Raw genomic sequence first — 19,313 nt, 5'->3', positions numbered from 1 at the left:
ATGAAATTTTTTTACATTGCTCTTCTTATAGGACTATTTGCCAACCCGGGTTTAACAACTGCTGACTCGACCAATTATGAAATAGTATTGACGGCAGCATATTTCAAAGATATGGGAGTGGTCTTAAGATGGGTACCCACGACCCCGGGTTCCTGGAAATTATGCAACTATTACGGCGTAAAAATTGAAAGAGCCCTTGTAAATGATGCAAATCCGGAATCTTTGATATGGGAAACTTTACAGGAAAAATACAAACCAGCTGAATTAGAACGCTGGAAAGAAAGTGTCCAAATGCACCCGGAAGACACTTTCCTGATGATTGCCGGACAGGCCATTCACGGAAAGACCACTCCAAAGGAAATCAGCCTGCAAGTTATCCAGGAAAAAAGTGACGAATTACAGAACCTTTATTCAGCTTGTTTGCTTTCAGCTGAATTCAGCCGGCAGGCCGGCTTGCATGCAGCATTGAGATTTGAAGATAAAAATGTTCAAAGCGATAAAAAATATCTGTACAGGATCATACCGCTGATGGAAAACGCTCATTCAGCTATTGTACAGGTTCATGCAATTCCCTATGAATTGCCTCAAGTCGAAGTGGATACCATATTTGAAGGAGAAAAAATGATCGAAATATTCTGGAATAAGAAAATTTATAAATCGTATTACAGCGCATTCAATATTTACAAACGAACAGAGAGTAGTCAAAAATGGATCAAGCAGAATGCCGTTCCGGTCGCATTTACTGCATACAAAGATAAAGATCAATACATATACAGGGATTCGGTTGCGCAGAATTACAAGAAACAATATTATAAAATAGAAGGATTGACTTCGTTTGCTACGACAGGGCCTTGGTCCGATGAAATCGCAGCCATGGGAAGAGACCGAACACCTCCGGAGGCCCCCTACAATATCAAACTTGAATACCTTGGAAATGCGCTGATGAAAATAAGCTGGGAATGTAAAGCGGAAGATATATCCGGATTCCGGATATCAAAATCCAATGAAAAACAAAAAGAATTTGTTGAGCTCACGGAATCTCCGTTGGGGAAAAACATCAGGACATATATTGACTCTACATGTAATGAAATGATTAATAATTATTACTGGATCGGTGTTTTTGACCATGAAAATAATGTAAATGTTTCTTTGCCTAAGTATGGCAGCATCATCGATTCATTGCCGCCGGCGCCTCCTACAGGTCTCGAAGGCTCCATCGATACCAATGGTATTGTAACGCTTTCGTGGAGGCTTGGACCTGAAAACGATATCAAAGGTTACTATGTACACTCCAGCCATCATAAAAAACATACGTTCACAAGCAGAACGGATCAACCTGTACAGGATACCGTTTGGCGTGATAGCTTACCCCTCAATGTACTTACAGAAGAAATTCATTATAAAGTGGTTGCGATAGATCACCGGTTTAATTATTCAGATTATTCTAAAGTATTGACTTTAAGAAAACCCGATAAGGTTGCACCCAGTGCACCGGTATTAATTTCAAGTTATTCAGACCAGAAAGGCATCCTGCTAAAATGGAATAACAGTCAGTCGCACGATACAAAGATGAATATTTTACTACGCAAGAGATCTGACCAAAACAGTTTTGAGGAAATTTACAATTGTTCTTCGGCTAAACCTACTGCTGTTTTTCTCGACAGTCAACTCGTGGCCGGCATGCATTATGAATATGTCCTGGTAGCCGTGGACGATGCAGGATTGCGATCAGAGATGGCATCCCATATAGAGCGCCGTGCCTATGAAACCAAAGTCGTAAAACCTGTCACCAAAATCATTGTGGAAACCGATACGCTCCAAAAAATGGTAAACCTTTACTGGAAATATCCAAACAGCAGAAGTCAAAAATTCGTGATTTACCGCGCACTCAATAACCAAGCTTTTACAAGTTATAAAGTTATAGAAGGCAGAGAATCCTTCACCGACCGGAATCTGAAACGAAGCGACCGGGTGAGATATCGCATCAAAGTTGTAAATGAAAAATCGTGGCAAAGTGAATTCAGCGAAGAGGTTTCGGTAAGCTTTTAAAACATGAATTGAGTTTTCCGAATTTTGCGTACAAGGTCTTGACGTTACGTCCACTCCGAAAAGGTAGAGTTTTCAATTAATTTGATTAATTTTATACTCAATAATCAAATTCCAATGAAAACAGGTATCCAATTTTTAATCATCTTTTGTTGCATAACCAGCCTCGCTGCTCAGGAGGTAACTGTGTATGGCAAAATCATCAACCCGACCGATGACAAGGTTTTTATCGGCTGCTATAAAGAACAAATTGCATATGAACGGACCTATGCAGATACAGCCATTTTAAATAAAGATGGTGAATTCATCATGCGTTTTATGTGGAATCAACCCGGATATGCCGATTTTCTTCACGGAGATGAATACAGTCCATTATTCCTCCAGCCCGGTGACAGTTTAAAAATTGAGCTCGATGCTCAAATGCTTGACCAGACTATTAAACATTCAGGAAAAGCTGCAAGGGTCAACAATTACCTCGCTCAAAAATTGCTTGAATTTCCTGCCGGACCACCATCGCATTTTAAATTAGCTGAAAATCTTTTTCTTCAATACCAGGATTCTGTTTACCAATCCAAATTAAAATTTTATTCAACCCACTTTTCAAACACGTCTAAAAGCGATCCGGCTCTAAAAAGATTCAGGGAATTGGAGGAAGCAGAATTATTATACGACCATTACATATCAAAGTTGAATTATCCTGATTACTTTGCGTATTTCAACGGACAAAAAGAGCCCGCATCCGTAAGTCCACATTATTTTGATTTTCTTAAAGAAGCGCAACTCAATAATCCTAATGCATTTCCGGCAAATGCTTATTTACTATTTGTTCGATATTACGTTGATCGCGAAGTTTTCAACTTTTACAAAAAAGATAGCAGTCAATCCATGGTGCAATTGAAAGAAAATTATATAGACAAGCATTTGAAGGGCAACATCAGGGAACACCTTCTTGCGGATTGGGCGTATCTTTTACTCGCACGCCAATCGGACGTAAAGAATGGTAAAACCATTTATGAAAAGTATTTAAGCAGTTCAAAAGAAAAGCCCCATCAGGAGATGCTGGAAAAAGCCTACCGAAATGCTGAACGATTGGCAGTTGGTCAGCCTGCTCCGCAATTCAGTCTCGTAGATCTAAATGGCCAAAAAGTATCCTTAAGCGATTTCAAGGGGAAGGTTGTTTATATGGATATCTGGGCAAGCTGGTGCGGACCGTGCGTCCGGGAAATTCCCTTTGCAAAAAAATTAGAAGAAGCATTACATGGTAAAGACATCGTATTTTTAAATGTGTCCATTGATGAAAATTTGGAATCCTGGAAAAAAATCATCAAGGACAAGGACATAAAAGGAATCCATGTAAATTCCAAAGGAGGTTCTGAGGCTGAATTTTCGAAACTTTACAATGTAAGTGGCATACCCAAATATTTTATCATCGATAAAAATGGATTGATTGCCAATAATAATCCACAGCGCCCGAGTGGAAATGTGAAGGAGGAGTTGGAGGCATTGTTGGAAGAGAATAAGTAATAACCTAAATGATGAATATTAATTAACTGATGAGCATTTCCTGACAGTTTGAAATTTTTTAGATGTGGATTGCTTAGGAAATAAATAATTGTCAAATCAATTTTTCATATTTTTTCAATAAAATGTTATATTACAATAATATATATATTTCATTTATTTTAATTTAATTAAATGTGATCTAAATAAGTAAATTAAAATTTTCTTCTTATCCATATTTCTTAGATATATAAACGGCCGCCTAATCATTATTAATTTCTTGAATCTTTATAAAATATCATATCTTTGCAGTTCCAAATCGCGGAGTGGAGCAGTTGGTAGCTCGTTGGGCTCATAACCCAAAGGCCGCAGGTTCGAGTCCTGCCTCCGCCACAATTCGGCATGCCTGCCCGACTGGCGTCAGTCAGGCGGGAGTGTGGGTGTGGGTGTGAAAAATTGCTGAAAGAAATAAAAGACTGTAATACAAATAAATATGTATTATGGTCTTTTTTAATTTAAGGGGTTTTTCAAGATTTTTGGTAGACTATTTGTTAGATTGGAACCTTGGAAATCGAAAGTTAACACTTACCTTTTAGGTAGGATCATTTCTTCGAAAATTCCATCATTTTAAGAATTATTTGCTGAGCTAAATCATGAAGCACCTTCGCTGCATTTTTTCAGCCATTCTGGTTTTGTTATTCTTGAATCCCGGCAGTTTTGAAGAGCACATTGGCTCCCCTGACTACACATGCTATTCTACCACAATCAATTTCCCGAAACTGTGGATCAATCCTTGCTGTACTTTTACCAAATACAAACCAGATCTGAAATTTAATTCACCAAGATCCAATAGGTAATTATTCTCCTCAGCTGAAAGCACTTTGGTGAATAAAACTTTACCTGAAAAATCTATTAGTTGCAGCGTTTTTTGACTGCCTTCAAAACCTATGAAATCAAACATGACTGTCTCTTTTGCGGGATTCGGCACAATCGATATGTAACTCTGATCGGAACTGTTTTTCTTTGCCGTCTCTCCGAAAAGTTCGTGGTTTTGCATACCAAAAAAGAAATTTGTTTTGCTTTGAATGGAGCCTCCTCCTGCTTTGGTATGAAACCAACCATTGATGTTGGATGAATTGGCATTCGGTCCACATTTTGAACGGATCTGATATTGATAAAATGTTGACGCACTCAACCCCGTAAAAGCATGTTCTTTACCGGGACCACTCGCGTTGGCCCAACTTGTCCATCCAGACCAAACACCGGCAGACAATTCATAACGCAAACGCAACTGATACCCGGTTACGCAAGGTACACCTGCATTCCATTGTATCTTCGCTGACTGGTCTGTGGTATCCTTGTGTAAAACCTGAACAGGAACACCGCAATCTCCTACCTTAACTGTTACTTTTTGATTGCATGTACTTGAATTACCCAAACCATCAGTAGCCGTCCACTTGACCGTGGTATTGCCTAAATTGTAATTTGCTGGGGCAGTATTGCTTACTACAGGAATAAAACAATTATCGGATGCTACTGGACTACCCAATGGGACTTCAATTTTTGGGACCGGTCCGCAAGAACCCGAACCCGTTTCAAATGTTATATCCGGCGGACAGGTCAGACTCAGCGGAGTAATGTCTTTCAAAGTTACGGTGAATGCACAGTCATTCGAATTGCCCGCCATATCCGTTGCGGTTAAATAAACCGTTTCTACATCATTGTGTCCTGACAGTTTTCCATCACCTGAAAATGTTTGTACAACACTGATCGAAGCAGTAACTGTACAATTGTCTGATTTGCTATTCAAATTGTAATTTCCGATCGTAGCCTTACAATTGGCATCTGCAGCGAGGGTCACATTAGGCGGACAACTGATGAGCGGACGGGTGGTATCTTTTAAAGTGACCGTAAAACTACACGTGCTGGTATTTCCCGAACCGTCTGTCGCCGTAATGGTTACTGTTTCAAAATCATTGTGTCCCGATAAGTTGCCATCACCCGAATTGCTTTGAGACTCGGCGATGGATCCTGCCGAAGTACAGTTGTCTTGTTTTGCTGCCAACAGGTGTGTTCCAACAGTTCCTGAGCAGGAACCATTCGCATACTTGATGACATGTTCAGGACAAGCTACCGCTGGACTTTCCTCATCTGTGATCGACACTAAAAACGAACAAGTGTTAGTTAAACCGGATTCGTCGGTAACCCTAAATGTTACGGTCGTATTTCCGACAGGAAAAAAGGCGCCGGATACCAGGCCCGCTGTTTGTTCCAAAATGGCTCCACTGCAATTATCAGAATATCCGGGTTCATCGTATTCCACATCATGGCCACATACACCCGGTAATGAAATAAATTCAAGATCATCGGGACAATCTATTTCAGGACCCGTTCCATCATTGACCGTCACTGTAAAAGAACATGTTTTACTATTTCCGGAAAAGTCGGTCGCTTGATAAATGATCATCGTATTTCCCAACGGGAAAACGGAACCACTGGCTGGACCGGAAGTCCTTGTTAACATCGGATAGCTTGGACCAAAACAATTGTCACTTGCTACCGGTGTGCTGTACGTGACGGTTGCATCACAACTTCCGGAAGCATTTACATTGATATTCGACGGACAACTGATGATGGGTTTGGTTAAATCAACGACGGTGATGGTGAATCCACAGGTGGCCGTGTTGCCTTCTGAATCGGTAATTTGATATACATTGGTGGTGGGTGGAAAGAAAGGTAAATCGCTGCCATTGGGTAATCCTTCCAATTGCACAACATCTGCACTACAGCCTTCTGAACTGGCGGTGATGGCATAGCCTACCTCGATGGCTTTGCAATTAGAAAAAGGTGAATTCGCTTGTACTGTAAAGTCTTCCGGACAACTGATGGAAGGGGGTCCGGATTCTGTCACTTCGACCAAAAAAGAGCAGTTGGACGAAACATTGCCAGCCGCATCAATAGCTCTGAACGTATTGACGGTGGTTCCAAATGGAAAGGTGTTCCCAGAGGGAATTCCGTTGATTTGTTCGATGCCATATCCCAAACCTAAACAATTATCAGATGCCACCGGAAAAGGATAATTCACTTCCAAGGGTTCGCAGGAAGTTATTTGCATATATGGCGGACACTGGATGGTCGGTGCCGTTACATCCAGAACCGTTACGGTAAAACTACAAGTCGCCGTGGCGCCGTCGGCATCGGTTACTTTGTATGTGTTGGTGGTTGTGCCTACAGGAAAAGTGCTTCCGGAGGCTAAGCCCGCAGTTCTCATGGTGTTTGCACCCGGACAATTATCCGTTCCATTGGGTGTCGAATAATTGTGTATAGCACCACAAACATCTGTTGCAGAGTTCAAAGTAGTGTTGGAAGGGCAGGAAATACCCGGTCCTGTGTTGCTGGGAGTAAACGTAAGTAATATTTTGCCAGAACCAAAGGCACCGTTGGTTCCTCCTACGCTGATATAATAGGTTTGATTTTTACAAACCGGAATGCTTATACTCGAAGAAATACCGCAACCATTGTCATTGCAATAAACAGGAGCAGCAGGTGTTAAACTGCCGCACGATCCTGAATAAATAGAAATACGCGAATCGTAATTCGTTAAAGCGCAATTGCCTACAACAATGGAACCAGATGCATTCGGTTTGTATTTGAACCACACATCCTTGTGCTCATTGTTGCCCCCGCAAGACTGAGCTGGTGCACTTTGACTGGCACAGAGAGTTGAATAACTTTGAGATACGCCTGTTGATAAATTCATTGCATTAATGCAATCATTATTTATCGGATTAGATATCGTGATGTACAAATCTCCATTTTTTAGGAGTGGAAGGCGAACGTTATGCGACAATTCCAGAAAATAATATCCACTTACTGTCGGCTTGTAAACTATTTTAGAATACAATTCAGATCCACTGGCATTATTATTTGAATTAACGATAGAATAACCATTGATTCCATAGATTCGCATGTAAGTATCCTCTTGATCCGGGCCACCTTCTGAAATATTCAGAAATTCGTAAGTCGTTTCTGCATAAAGGTAAAAACACCATGAAGCGAGATTCCCTCCAGAATATTCAAAAGTAGAGGCAAAGCAATCCAATTCAGTTACGTTGGACCCCGCAGCATATTTCCAGGTGTATTTCAGAGCAAACTCATGGTTAATTTCTGTGCATAAATATTGATGATCACCCCATGTTTGCGTGGTGGTATAAGTGCCATTACTTGGCCATGAATTCATTCTGAAGTCATACGGATCGGTCTCAAAATCAACCTCACACGGACAACTAAAAATGGTCGGACATTGCAAAAATTCATAGAGGTTTTCATAAGTACAACGATCGCCGCCATCATCTTCCCAGGCGTGAAACAAAGCAGAAAAGCTTTTCGCATCATCAGTCTTTTCTAAAATTTGAACGCCTGCTCCGTAGGTACAGTCTCCGTTATAATTGCATTGTTGGCAGCCGCTGGAAGAATAAGCTGGATCAGTGTCTGTATTTACTTTCACAATGGCTGTATATTCTTCGGTGTCATCGAAAGGTTCCCGGCAACCGCAAGACAAATTCCCTTGGTAGCTGGTGATATGGTCCAGTTTTACGAAATAATGAGCATTCGCGACCTGTCCGTTCAGTCTTATACAAAGGAAACAAAACCAAAATAAGAAACAGAATTTTTGAAATTTCTTAAGCATATGTGCAATTTTTAAAAATAAAGATTTAGTTGTCAAGCATATTGATAAAGCAAATGAACTGTGATTCTTGAAATTAGACTAATTTAGAGCGTTACAAAAGCGTTACAGTTCAATTTATTTTAATTATATATTGATATTATTTAATTTATATATTTTAATTATTTATAATATTAAGTATTAATTATAGATATACTATCCTTATGAATTTGATAAATACCTCTCTGTTACTCATTTTAAGTGTTGGGATTTTACTGATTATGGCATTAATAAAAGGTATAAATCTGAATTCTGATCAGGCGATAGTGATCCAGAAATTAATCACAATTTGTTTGTCAGTTTCCTTTTTATGCTTCCTGATCTCCGAGCTCACGAAAAATTACAGCCAAGTGGACAAACTTTGGAGCATCCTGCCCATACTTTATGTATGGATCGTTGCCTATCATGGCGATTTTCAGGCCAGACTGGTCTACATGAGCATTTTGGTTACCCTATGGGGTCTTCGACTGAGTTACAATTTTTCACTGAAAGGAGCTTATTCCTGGAAATTCTGGCAGGGCGAGGAGGATTATCGCTGGAAAGTATTACGGCAGAGACCTGAATTTCAACCGGGATGGAAATGGAGCCTTTTTAATTTAGGATTTATTTCCATCTACCAAAATCTACTCATCTTTTCTTTTACTACCCCTATTCTGTTTACTATGCAATATAAAGATCAACCATTCTCGATCTATGATTATGGGATCAGCGCAACCATGCTCGGATTTATACTCATGGAAACCATAGCGGATATACAACAATGGAAATTCCAAAGCAAGAAATGGCGAAAAATAAAAAGTGGTGAAACTCTTTCAGCCGAGGAAACCAAAGGATTTCTGGATAAGGGATTATGGAAATACTGCAGGCATCCCAATTATTTTGCCGAGCAGTGCATCTGGGTTTGTTTTTATCTGTTCAGTGTCAGCGCCGGAGGATCCTGGATCAACTGGAGTATCTGTGGTAGTCTGTTGCTGATTCTTTTGTTTCAGGGCAGTGCTCAATTCAGCGAAGAAATCAGCGTTCAAAAATATCCAGCCTATAAAAAATATCAACAAGAAGTGAATAAGTTTTTACCTTTTCGATTTGGCTAGATGTTGGCTGTTAGTTCTTCGTTGTGAAGTTAACGTTTGTTAGTATCGATGATTTCCCTGGTAATTAGACTTTATGATGTTTCGATGATTATGAAAGTTCATAAGTCCATTTGTTAGTTCCCGGCATTCGCGTGGAACTAAATACAACTTAGGTCCCGCTCCTGTCCGTCTGAATTGATCAATTTGAAATTCGAAATATTCAAGCCGTTCAGCCGGGGAACTTGCAGAAAATTACAGGAGGAGTATTATAATTTGATAAAATCATTATTATGCTCCATTCTCTTTACTTTACTCTTTAATCTTTGCCCCATCAATTAAAGGCCGGAGGCGTAAGACTCAAGTCAGAAGTCTATTGTATCCGTCGAAAAATTAACTTACTATGCAACATCCATTCCATACCCTCTATTATCCCAATTCATGCAATGGAATCCAGTTTCTTAGCTACAAGGCTTAAGGCATAATCATTATGCATTATCCATCATCCTTCATCCATCATCCATCATCCATTATGCATTTGACTTATTTATTTTGCTCGCATCAATTCTCTCAACTTTTTTATAGCTGAAGTCCTGAAACTCACCTCTAAACGCATATAAGAATTATTAATATGTCTTTTGAGGGTATTTAAGGAAATAAATAAATCCCTGGCTATTTGTTGGTTGGTTTTCCCGGCATAAATCAGCTGCAGAACCTCGAATTCGCGCTGCGATAAAGGATCGGCAAGTCCCGCATTAATTTTCTGCATGTTCAACTCCTCCAACATGGGATTTGAATGAAGCGCAAAATTATTCAATGATATTTCCAGTGTCGTCAACAGCGACTTCTCGTGAAAGGGTTTCACCAGGTATCCTGAAGGCTGAACCTGCTTGGCTCTTTCCAGGGTGCTTTTGTCCGAATAAGAACTTAAAAAAACAAATGGGATCATTATTTTTTCATGTATGTATTTGCCCAAATCAATCCCGTCCAACTCACCATCCAGATTGATATCGAGCAAGACAATATCGGGCTTGTCATTTTCCAGTTTCATGATCCCATCTTCATAGTCATAAGCGATTCCCGCCACTTCGTAATCATGATTATTTAAATACATCGCGATATTTTCAGCAATGAGTGGTTCGTCTTCCACAATCAGCACGCGAACTTTATAATTGAGTTCTTCCATTGTATTCAGCGTTTCTTAAATTCTATGCTAACATGCGTACCCTGTTCGCGGTTAATCGAAATGTTTCCTTTCAGTTTTTGCACAAATGCACGAATCATCTTATAACCAAAACTTGTCGAGGATGCCAAATGAACTGGTTCCGGCAGACCCACACCATTATCTTCGACAACCAATCGAAACATTTCACCAACGGACTGTAAACTCACTTTCACCCTTCCATCCGGTCGGTTTACAAATGCATATTTCATCGAATTGGTAACCAATTCATTGATGATCATTCCAATAGAAACGACCGTATCCATATGCAAATGGATGGGATCAACCTGGACATCAACGACCACATGTTCATCATCCTTTTGATAGGCTGTCACCAAATGCCCGATCAAATTTTGAATATAATTCGGCATATCCACCATATTCATTCCGGTTGATTCGTATAAGTTTTGATGGATAAATGCCATGGATTGCACCCGGTGTTTGCTCTCCCTTAATAAACCTTCATAGGCTTTATCCTGCGTATACTGCGATTGCAAATCCAGTAAACTGGATATGACCTGCAAATTATTTTTAACGCGATGATGCACTTCCTTATTCACAAATTCAAGATCTTTTGACTGCTTGGTGATAATTTCATTTTTTTCCTGTTGCTTCCTGAATAAATAAAAGATCACCAGAGCTAAAATCAAAAGTAAAACGATTCCCAGCCATAAAAAGGTTTGAAACTGGCGTTCATCGCGAATTGTAGCTTGCCTCCATTCGTTTTCTCGCAACAAGGACTGATTGAGTGCCTTCTCTTTTTCCAGTTGTTCGGATTGCAAGGCTTTTTCCCGTTGAGAAGCATTCATTAATAACTGCTCCTGCTGTAAGCTTAAATCCTTTAATTCATTTTCTCTCCTCAAATTTTCCTGCATCAACAATTCGCGCTTCAACTTTTCTTCATTCAACTGGTTCACAATTTTTAAATAGTCGATCTCCCGATCCCGAATATTCACTTCAGAACTTTGAACAATCGACTCCGCCAGTTTTTGATTTTCTTTACTGGAGTAACTCGTGCTGTTGTGATTGAGGTATTTCACCAGCTCATAAGCTTTGGCTATATTTCCTTTGCGATAATAGGCGTCTGCCAAATTGGATTTGATGTAATAATCGATAAATGGGGTAAAACCCTGGTGCGACAGCGCTTCGGCCTTATTAAATTCCTGCAATGCTTGATCTTCTGAGTTTACAGCCATTGCATGTTTTCCCTTGAGAACATAAAACTTTACTTTTAAAAAATGATCGACAGGACGGTGTTCTGCCGTTTCGAAATCGCGTACTAAATTTTCCAGTTTCGCAAACTCATTTTTAAGAAAATAATAATTGCCCAATTCGATCTTTGACTCAAAAAGTTCAGTTTTTAAATTTTCCTGATTGGCCAGATCAAGACTCTGCTGGATGAAGTAGTGTGCTGAATCCAATTTTTCCAGATTCAAATAAATTCTACCCAGAGCCAATGCATTTTTTTGCATGGCCGGTCTTTTGTCGAGCTTCGTAAAAAGTTGCAAGGAACGACTATAAAACTGTATGGCTTTATCCGGTTTGCTGATTTTATCAAAAACCAGGGCTAAATCTTCCTGCAATTCAGCGATCAATTCTTCTTCCTGCTGTGCTTTGGCCAGCTCCATAGCAGATCTTATTTTGACAGTAGAGCTGAAAAATCTTCCATTTCTGAAATCAATATTTGCCAGAGTCTTATAAGCCATTGCTTTGGAAAAAGGCTCTGCTTGCAGAATCAGTTTGTTCAAAAGTTGACTGGCATCTTCCGGACGCCCGATGTCGATGTACGCCTGAGCCTGAAACACATGGCATAAATCTTCCATTCCCGATTGTGAAAACAAGTGGTAACGACGTGCCCAATTTTCAAAAACCGAAATGGCCCTGTCCGGATCAGACTTTATCCAGCGCATCGCTGAAGTTTTCAATTGCTCGCGGTCGGTAGGTTGAATGGTATCCTGTGCATAAATTGTATGGAGCGATGTGCACCCAAGAATAAACCAACTAAAAATGAGATACCGCGCCAACAAAGGTTTCCGTTATTTGATTTCAAAGATAGGATGCAGACTGGTGTTACCAGTAACCCTTAAGGGTGATATTGCAAGACTCCGTCAAAATCACCCCTAAGGGTGAATCCATTCTATGCCTTGCTTTCTAAATTTGTTCCATCAAATCACAACTACATGAAAAGAATTTTTACAATCGGTTTTACTTTTCTGACCGTATTCACATTAAACAGTCAGCGACGTTATGATGTCCGCTTCCCATTGGATGGCCATATGCGCGAAAGCATCATCGTTCAACCCAGCACCCCCCCTCCACCCGGAGGTTATCCAATCGTATATATGTTGCATGGTACCAGCGGGGATGGTGAAAAATTTTACAATATTTCCGGTTGGAAGGAATTGGGCGAAGAAGAAAATTTTATAACGGTATTTCCTTCTTCTCTGAGCTGGTGTTTTGTTGAAGATGGTATTGAAAAGCACAATACCCGTTGGATCAATGGAAATGTCACTGATTATCCTTGCTCAGGTGCTCCACAAAATTATGTAGATGATGTTAAATTTTTAAAACTGCTGGCAAAGCTGATCGCAGATAGTTTGCCGGTCAACCGGTCCATGATCTTTGCCTGCGGATTCTCAAACGGTTGTTCGATGATCCACAAATTGGCGGTTGATGCCGGTGATGTGTTTTCTGCAGTTGCGGGCGCAAGTTCTGTTTTGGCGCAATCCGATTCAGCACGCCCGGTAAAAAGGATCCCACTGTGGACGATGGTAGGCAGTCTGGATGATCGGTTTATTGTTCCTCCATATACTGAATTGCCATTCGGCGGAGATTCAATTTTAGGATATCTAAAGGGTCCATTGCGCAGAACATTGGGTAGTCAGGGACTTGATGGTTCCTTTATCAAAAAGGAAACAGATAGCCTACACACTTATCAATTTTTAACGAGTAGTCCGGGAGAAATAGCTGCTCCTTACCTATTTACTTTGGCTAAAGGGATGACGCATGAATTTCCGAATGGCAGCAATTATTTTTTTAATGGGCCCAGAAAGTTTTGGGAATTTTTTAAAGGATCTGTAAGCGTTGGAACGAAGCACACGGAAAAAACAAACGCATCACTTTCCATTAATGCTTATCCAAATCCATCTGAAGGAATTGTACAGGTCCATCTCAACAAATTCGCTTCGAATGCGAGCTGGAAATTGATGGATGCATTGGGCCGGCAGATTGACACAGGTGTGTTGAGTCCTACAGATCATTTTCAGCTCAATTCTACAAAAGGACTTTCCGGCATATACATTTTACAAATTCATTCCGGACTTGAAATCGCAAGTCAGAAAATTCAATTTTGCAATTACTCCCGTTAGAACTACAATCTGTCCAAATGAAAATACATCTCTTACTTCTTTTTGTGACACTCAGCCTTTCATCCAACGGGCAAAAACGGATTGATGTCCGGTTTCCAATGGAAGGCCATTTCAGAGAAGCCATAATTTCTATTCCATCTCAGGTTGCGCCAACAGGCGGATATCCTTTGGTATTCATGTTGCATGGCACTGCTCAGAATGGTCAGGAATTTTATGAAAACTCGGGTTGGAAGGAATTAGGGGAATCCGAGAATTTCATAACCGTATTCCCAACTGCATTGGAATGGTGTTATACAGATGACGGGATGGAAGAAAACAACAGACGATGGGTATGTGCAGGGGTGACGGATCATCCTTGTTCCGGTGTTCCTCAGGATTATGTAAACGATATAAATTTTCTTAAAAAATTAATCCAAATCATTTCGGATTCAATTTCTGTCAACAGCTCCATGATTTTTGCTTCGGGATTCTCAAACGGAAGTCAAATGATTCACAAATTAGCTATTGATGCCGGAGACGTGTTTGCTGCTTGTGCCGGTTCCGGAGCATTTCTGGCAAGAGGAGATTCTACAACTCCTCTGAAGCGGATTCCGGTCTGGATGATGGAAGGAACTCTTGATGAAAAAATTATCAAAGATCCATTCACCAGCATCCCTTATGGCGAGGACTCTTCAATCATTTATCTGAAAAACCACATCAACAGAATGCTGGGTTGCCAGGGACTCACGCAGGATTTTAAGAAAACGGAAACTGCCATTACAAAAACATACGACTTTTCGCAAGATCAACCGGGTGAAAATAGCCAGCTTTACAGGTTCACCATCGCCAAAGGAATGTACCATGTATATCCAAATGGAAATAATTATCCTTTTGAGGCTGCAAAAATATTCTGGGAATTCTTTAAAAATTCAGTACTCGTTGATGCAAATCCGATAGCTCCATCAAAGACGTCTTTTTCGTTTGATGTTTTCCCAAATCCGCTAAAAGGCCCCTTACATATAAGATTGAACAAAAGCGCTTCACATTTAAATTGGACGTTGAAGGATGCATTTGGCAAAACATTGACATTCGGCGAAGCTCACCAAACGAAAGAATTAATAATAGAGCATACAGAGAGCCTTCAGGGCATATGCATACTCGTTATTCTAACTGAATATGGACGGTTTGCTCAAAAAATTCAAATGTTACCAAAGTGATTTCCGCATCCTTAACATGACCACTTCATCCCAATGCATGAAAGTCGACCATTTCTATCTTCAATTATGAAATAATAATTACAAAAATTTAACCCAGAAGTACACAATGAATCATTTATTCAATTTCCAAGATTTAATTATTAACTACTTCCAGATTAAGAAATGCATCGTCCTGTTTTGCCTCCTTATATCAAGCATAATTTTCAGCAATTCAGTAAATGGTCAGCAGCGAATAGATGTAACGATGACCGTTGCCGGCGAAATACGAGAGTTCATAGTATTCAAACCCTCAGGCGGCATTCCGGTCGGAGGCTATCCTTTGGTTTTTATGCTACATGGAACCAATCAAGATGGCCTGCTTTTCTACAACCATTCTCAATGGAAAGAAATTGCGGAAAAGGAAAAATTTATCGTGGTGTTTCCTACGGCGCTGGTGTATTGCACCACCGAAGGCACTGTTACCAAATGGAGCCATGGCAATACCGCATCGGTCTTATGTCCAGGTGATACTTTGCGCAGCGATCTCCCATTTTTTTATAAGATGATTGATACGATTGCAACGACCCTTCCCATAAATTTAAAAAAAGTTTTTGCAACAGGATTTTCCTCCGGCGGGACCATGGTTCCCAAATTGAGTATCGATATGCCCGGAGTATTTGCTGCGATAGGATGTGGAAGTGGAAATCTAGATGACCGGGACTCCTTCCCGATGAATCCAAAAGTTCCAACGTGGGCCATCAGAGGTACTCATGATCATAATTTCATCGACCGCTTGGGTCGGCCTTGTCCTTTTAACGATTCTGCCCTTTTGTACAATGCAAACAATTTAAAAAATCATCTCGGCAGCATGGGATTAACCAACCAATATTCCAAAGATTCTGCAGAATATGCAATTCACTACACATTTACAAAAACTCTTCCGGGCGAGGCTCCCGCATTTTTTCGGTGGAGTATATACCATGGTTTGGAACATGAATATTTCAACGGAAGCAATTATTTATCGAACTTGTCAAATCCTCCTGTTGAAGCTGAATTGTTCTGGGAATTCTTTAAGCGATCTGTAACGGTAGACGTTCAAGATGAACGCGAACAACTGGCTGATCTGAAAATTTTTCCAAACCCTTCCATTGAATTTGTTCAGGTAAAAGTCGGTGAAAAAATCGGAAACTGCCTATGGAGCATTCAGGATCCTTTTGGAAGAATGTTGCATAAAGGGAAATCATCAGAAAATCAGGAATTGATTTTTAAGAAATCAGATTATGGCAGAGGGTTGTTTTTACTCATCATCCAAACCGAAAAATCAATTGTTACCGGAAAAATATATTTTGAGTAAAGGACCCAATCAGAAAGTTTGCAGAAATTTTTCAATGTCAATTCCGTCAGGCAATTTAATCTTCTGAATCAATCTGCTTTTCAAAGTCCTGATGGCTCCAGTGCCTACACCCAGGGTTGCGGCTATTTCTTTTACGTTAAGTTCGAGCTTGACCAGGGAAAGATACCGTTCTTCAGCCGGAGTCAATACGGGAATTTGATCCTTCAGCCGTTTTCGATAACCTACGTATACTTTGTCAAAGATCCCTTTAAAACTATTCCAACCATCTTCTGTAAGGATCGTCGTATTTTTCATGGACTCTAAAATCGAATGGTCTGACTCGTTGGTTTGATGCAAAAGAGCCTGTTCCAACTCGCGATTTCTTTGGATCAACATGGCTTTAAATTTGTCAAGTTCTTGCCGGGCACTTTGCAATTCCATTTCGCCTTGGATGCGTATGGCCTCTGCTCTAACCTTTTCTTTTCGGACTTGCTGGTGTTTCACAAAGACCAGAGAACTTCCAACAACAAACAACACACATACGATTGTTAATAAGGAATTTCTCAATAGGATTTGATTTCTGATTTTATCGGACATGGATTTTTCACTCAGCATATAATCTGTTAATTCTTGTTCAAATTCTTTCCGGGCCTGCTGATTCAATTGAATTTCGTTGAACAAGAGTGTTTTTTGATGGTCCAAGGAATCCATCCACAACAGCGATTGCTGAACCGTTGTGGAAGAATTTTTAACGGTCAATAACAATTTATATAAATCTATTTTATCGCGGGTCGTACCTTTCTGCAGGATATCATTTTTAATTTTCTGCAAAAGGGCATTCGCCAATTCTATTTGATTTGTGCGTACATAGCAATCGGTCAGGATCAAACCAAAAGTGCTCACATTGTCCTGAAGATTTGCTTCCCGAACGACTTCAATTGCAGCACGAAGTTCCGGGATTGCCATTTGATATTTCTTTTCACTCCATAATATTTTGGCCCAATTGCCCCAAAAGATTCCCCTCCATCCATTAAAGAACCAATTATTAGTATCCGATAACTCATAGATCTTCATTCCTTTTAAAATATACGTTCTTGAGCAAGCATAATCATCCGTTCTCCAACACACCTGAGAAAGTAAATCACAAAGCATCATAGAACTATGCGTTTGTTCGTTCAACAATGTGTTTGATTCCATAAAATTCCTTGCTCTCTGATCATCGCCAATCGTATAAAGTGAACGGGCAAGATCATAAACCATTCCATTTCTTCCCCTTGGCAATAAATTGTCAGGTATTTGTTTTATCAATTCATTTAATCTAAAGAAATAGGTGAAAGCCGAACCAGACCGGCCTGCTTCTCTATTGTTGTCAGCCAAAATCGTGAGCAGGTGAATCTCCAAAACAACATGGTTCATCGCATGAGAGCGGATGACCAGATCTCTCAATCGTCTCAAGTACTTCGCTTGGTTTGCAGAGTCCTGGGCCAACACTCTTGCTGTCAGGTGGGCATCCAGCAATATCAACGACGCATCATCATCAAGTTCCTTTGCTCTTAACATCAATTTTTCCAACCCGGAAAGACGCTCAGATTCCGCCTTATCTTTAAAAAAGATATGATACGTGTGGTCTAGCATTCTGATTCTGTCGGGATGGGGGATCTTAAAAACGGAATCAAACGGATCAGCAATCAATGCGTCCGGACAATTTAAAAGAGTCAAAACCAACAGAAAACTAAACTTGAAATTTCCCAATTTTATCATAAATCCACAGCCATTTCGAACATTGGCTAAAATATACTGTTTCATTCTCATATACAATTTATGAAACTTATTTTTCTAAGCCTCTTGTGGCTGAGCAATTGTCAACCACCCGAAACCAGACCCAACGTAAATACAGAGCCCATGATTCAAAATGATACCGATCAGACTATTGAGAATGATGACCAACAGATACAGGAAACAGCCACTCTGGGTGCCGGCTGCTTCTGGTGTGTAGAAGCCGTTTTTCAGGAATTGAAAGGAGTTGAAAAAGTGGTCTCGGGATATTCCGGTGGAAATGTGGAAAATCCCTCGTACCGGGCCATTTGTACAGGCACCACCGGACATGCCGAAGTTTGTCAGATCCATTTTAATCCTAAAATCATCTCTTTTGAAGAGATCCTCGAAGTTTTTTGGACGACCCACGATCCTACCACATTAAACAGACAAGGTGCAGATGCGGGTACTCAATATCGTTCTGTGATTTTTTACCACAACTCCAGACAAAAAGAACTTGCAGAAAAGTCGAAAGCCCAGGTCGCCCCTGCGCTTTGGGATGATCCTATCGTTACAGAAATAAGCCCTTTTACGAAATTCTATGAAGCCGAAGATTACCACCAGAATTATTACTCTGAAAATGGGACTGCACCCTATTGCCAGATCGTGATTGCGCCTAAAATCAAAAAGTTCCGGGAAAAATTCAAAACCAAACTCAAAAAGTGAAAACACCCGACCAATACAATTTGCTGAGCGAAGAAGAAAAGCGAATCATCCTCTACAAGGGAACCGAATTGCCGTATTCGGGTAAATTCAATAAACACTATGAGCCCGGCACATACATCTGCCGCCAGTGCGAAGCCCCGCTTTATCGCTCTGAATCTAAATTCGATTCCGGTTGCGGCTGGCCCAGTTTCGACGATGAAATCCCTGGTGCCATTCGCTACGTAACCGATGCAGACGGCCGCCGTACAGAAATTTTATGTGACCACTGTGGCGGACATTTGGGACATGTTTTTAAAGGTGAACGTTTTACTCCAAAAAATGTGAGGCATTGTGTGAATTCGGTTTCGCTGGAATTTAAGGAAGGATGAAATAAGTTGGCAGTCCTCAGTGGGCAG

General features: G+C 40.4%; 12 protein-coding genes and 1 tRNA gene. 9 read left to right on the top strand and 4 right to left on the bottom strand.

Annotated elements, in window-relative coordinates:
• From IPM34_05830 to IPM34_05820, 3 genes are all read left to right on the top strand, one after another.
• On the top strand, positions 1–2,049 hold the full coding sequence (locus IPM34_05830; protein ID MBK8955060.1) for a hypothetical protein: 2,049 nt from the start codon (positions 1–3) through the stop codon (positions 2,047–2,049).
• A 114-nt stretch (positions 2,050–2,163) separates the two neighbouring features.
• A complete protein-coding gene (locus IPM34_05825; protein ID MBK8955059.1) occupies positions 2,164–3,570 on the top strand; it encodes a TlpA family protein disulfide reductase in 1,407 nt (468 codons plus the stop codon).
• Positions 3,571–3,866: 296 nt separating this feature from the next.
• Positions 3,867–3,939 (top strand) — tRNA-Met (locus tag IPM34_05820).
• 358 nt (positions 3,940–4,297) lie between these two features.
• Here the strand turns inward: IPM34_05820 and IPM34_05815 are convergent.
• Entirely contained in the window at positions 4,298–8,236 is a 3,939-nt protein-coding gene (locus IPM34_05815; GenBank protein ID MBK8955058.1) for an HYR domain-containing protein, read from the bottom strand.
• A 200-nt stretch (positions 8,237–8,436) separates the two neighbouring features.
• Between IPM34_05815 and IPM34_05810 the strand changes: the two genes are divergently transcribed.
• Entirely contained in the window at positions 8,437–9,363 is a 927-nt protein-coding gene (locus IPM34_05810; GenBank protein MBK8955057.1) for a DUF1295 domain-containing protein, read from the top strand.
• A gap of 523 nt (positions 9,364–9,886) precedes the next feature.
• Here IPM34_05810 and IPM34_05805 read toward each other — a convergent pair.
• Positions 9,887–10,525 (bottom strand): response regulator transcription factor, encoded by a 639-nt coding sequence (locus IPM34_05805; GenBank protein MBK8955056.1) that lies wholly within the window; start codon positions 10,523–10,525, stop codon positions 9,887–9,889.
• Between the two features lie 5 nt (positions 10,526–10,530).
• The gene (locus tag IPM34_05800; GenBank protein ID MBK8955055.1) at positions 10,531–12,585 is read right to left on the bottom strand and encodes a hypothetical protein; all 2,055 of its coding nucleotides are present in this window, start codon (positions 12,583–12,585) and stop codon (positions 10,531–10,533) included.
• Between the two features lie 156 nt (positions 12,586–12,741).
• On the opposite strand from IPM34_05800, the gene IPM34_05795 reads away from it, so the two are divergent.
• The 3 genes from IPM34_05795 (at position 12,742) to IPM34_05785 (ending at position 16,458) form a co-directional block, all read left to right on the top strand.
• Positions 12,742–13,929, top strand: a complete 1,188-nt coding sequence (locus tag IPM34_05795; protein ID MBK8955054.1) for a T9SS type A sorting domain-containing protein — start codon at positions 12,742–12,744, stop codon at positions 13,927–13,929.
• A 17-nt stretch (positions 13,930–13,946) separates the two neighbouring features.
• Positions 13,947–15,125, top strand: coding sequence for a hypothetical protein (locus tag IPM34_05790; protein MBK8955053.1), 1,179 nt, complete (start codon positions 13,947–13,949; stop codon positions 15,123–15,125).
• A gap of 106 nt (positions 15,126–15,231) precedes the next feature.
• Positions 15,232–16,458, top strand: a complete 1,227-nt coding sequence (locus IPM34_05785) for a hypothetical protein (GenBank protein MBK8955052.1) — start codon at positions 15,232–15,234, stop codon at positions 16,456–16,458.
• A gap of 9 nt (positions 16,459–16,467) precedes the next feature.
• On the opposite strand, the gene IPM34_05780 is transcribed toward IPM34_05785, so the two are convergent.
• On the bottom strand, positions 16,468–18,243 hold the full coding sequence (locus IPM34_05780; GenBank protein MBK8955051.1) for a hypothetical protein: 1,776 nt from the start codon (positions 18,241–18,243) through the stop codon (positions 16,468–16,470).
• A 96-nt stretch (positions 18,244–18,339) separates the two neighbouring features.
• Between IPM34_05780 and msrA the strand changes: the two genes are divergently transcribed.
• Together msrA and IPM34_05770 are read left to right on the top strand one after the other, a co-directional pair.
• Entirely contained in the window at positions 18,340–18,918 is a 579-nt protein-coding gene (gene msrA / locus IPM34_05775; protein ID MBK8955050.1) for a peptide-methionine (S)-S-oxide reductase MsrA, read from the top strand.
• Positions 18,915–19,286: a methionine-R-sulfoxide reductase gene (locus IPM34_05770; GenBank protein MBK8955049.1), complete on the top strand. Its 372-nt coding sequence runs from the start codon at positions 18,915–18,917 to the stop codon at positions 19,284–19,286. The genes msrA and IPM34_05770 overlap by 4 nt, the downstream gene beginning before the upstream one ends.
• Positions 19,287–19,313 lie beyond the last annotated feature (27 nt).

Source organism: Saprospiraceae bacterium, from assembly GCA_016716185.1.
Lineage (GTDB): Bacteria > Bacteroidota > Bacteroidia > Chitinophagales > Saprospiraceae > Vicinibacter.
Note: the sequence above shows the minus strand (reverse complement) of the source record. Positions and strands in the feature narration are given on the sequence as shown.

What these genes read in the sequence shown, in the direction of transcription:
- IPM34_05790 (MBK8955053.1), top strand. Translation starts at nt 13,947, where the DNA reads ATGAAAATACATCTCTTACTTCTTTTTGTGACACTCAGCCTTTCATCC.
- IPM34_05780 (MBK8955051.1), bottom strand. Translation starts at nt 18,243, where the DNA reads ATGAAACAGTATATTTTAGCCAATGTTCGAAATGGCTGTGGATTTATG.
- IPM34_05830 (MBK8955060.1), top strand. Translation starts at nt 1, where the DNA reads ATGAAATTTTTTTACATTGCTCTTCTTATAGGACTATTTGCCAACCCG.
- IPM34_05785 (MBK8955052.1), top strand. Translation starts at nt 15,232, where the DNA reads ATGAATCATTTATTCAATTTCCAAGATTTAATTATTAACTACTTCCAG.
- IPM34_05825 (MBK8955059.1), top strand. Translation starts at nt 2,164, where the DNA reads ATGAAAACAGGTATCCAATTTTTAATCATCTTTTGTTGCATAACCAGC.
- msrA (MBK8955050.1), top strand. Translation starts at nt 18,340, where the DNA reads ATGATTCAAAATGATACCGATCAGACTATTGAGAATGATGACCAACAG.
- IPM34_05795 (MBK8955054.1), top strand. Translation starts at nt 12,742, where the DNA reads ATGAAAAGAATTTTTACAATCGGTTTTACTTTTCTGACCGTATTCACA.
- IPM34_05805 (MBK8955056.1), bottom strand. Translation starts at nt 10,525, where the DNA reads ATGGAAGAACTCAATTATAAAGTTCGCGTGCTGATTGTGGAAGACGAA.
- IPM34_05815 (MBK8955058.1), bottom strand. Translation starts at nt 8,236, where the DNA reads ATGCTTAAGAAATTTCAAAAATTCTGTTTCTTATTTTGGTTTTGTTTC.
- IPM34_05810 (MBK8955057.1), top strand. Translation starts at nt 8,437, where the DNA reads ATGAATTTGATAAATACCTCTCTGTTACTCATTTTAAGTGTTGGGATT.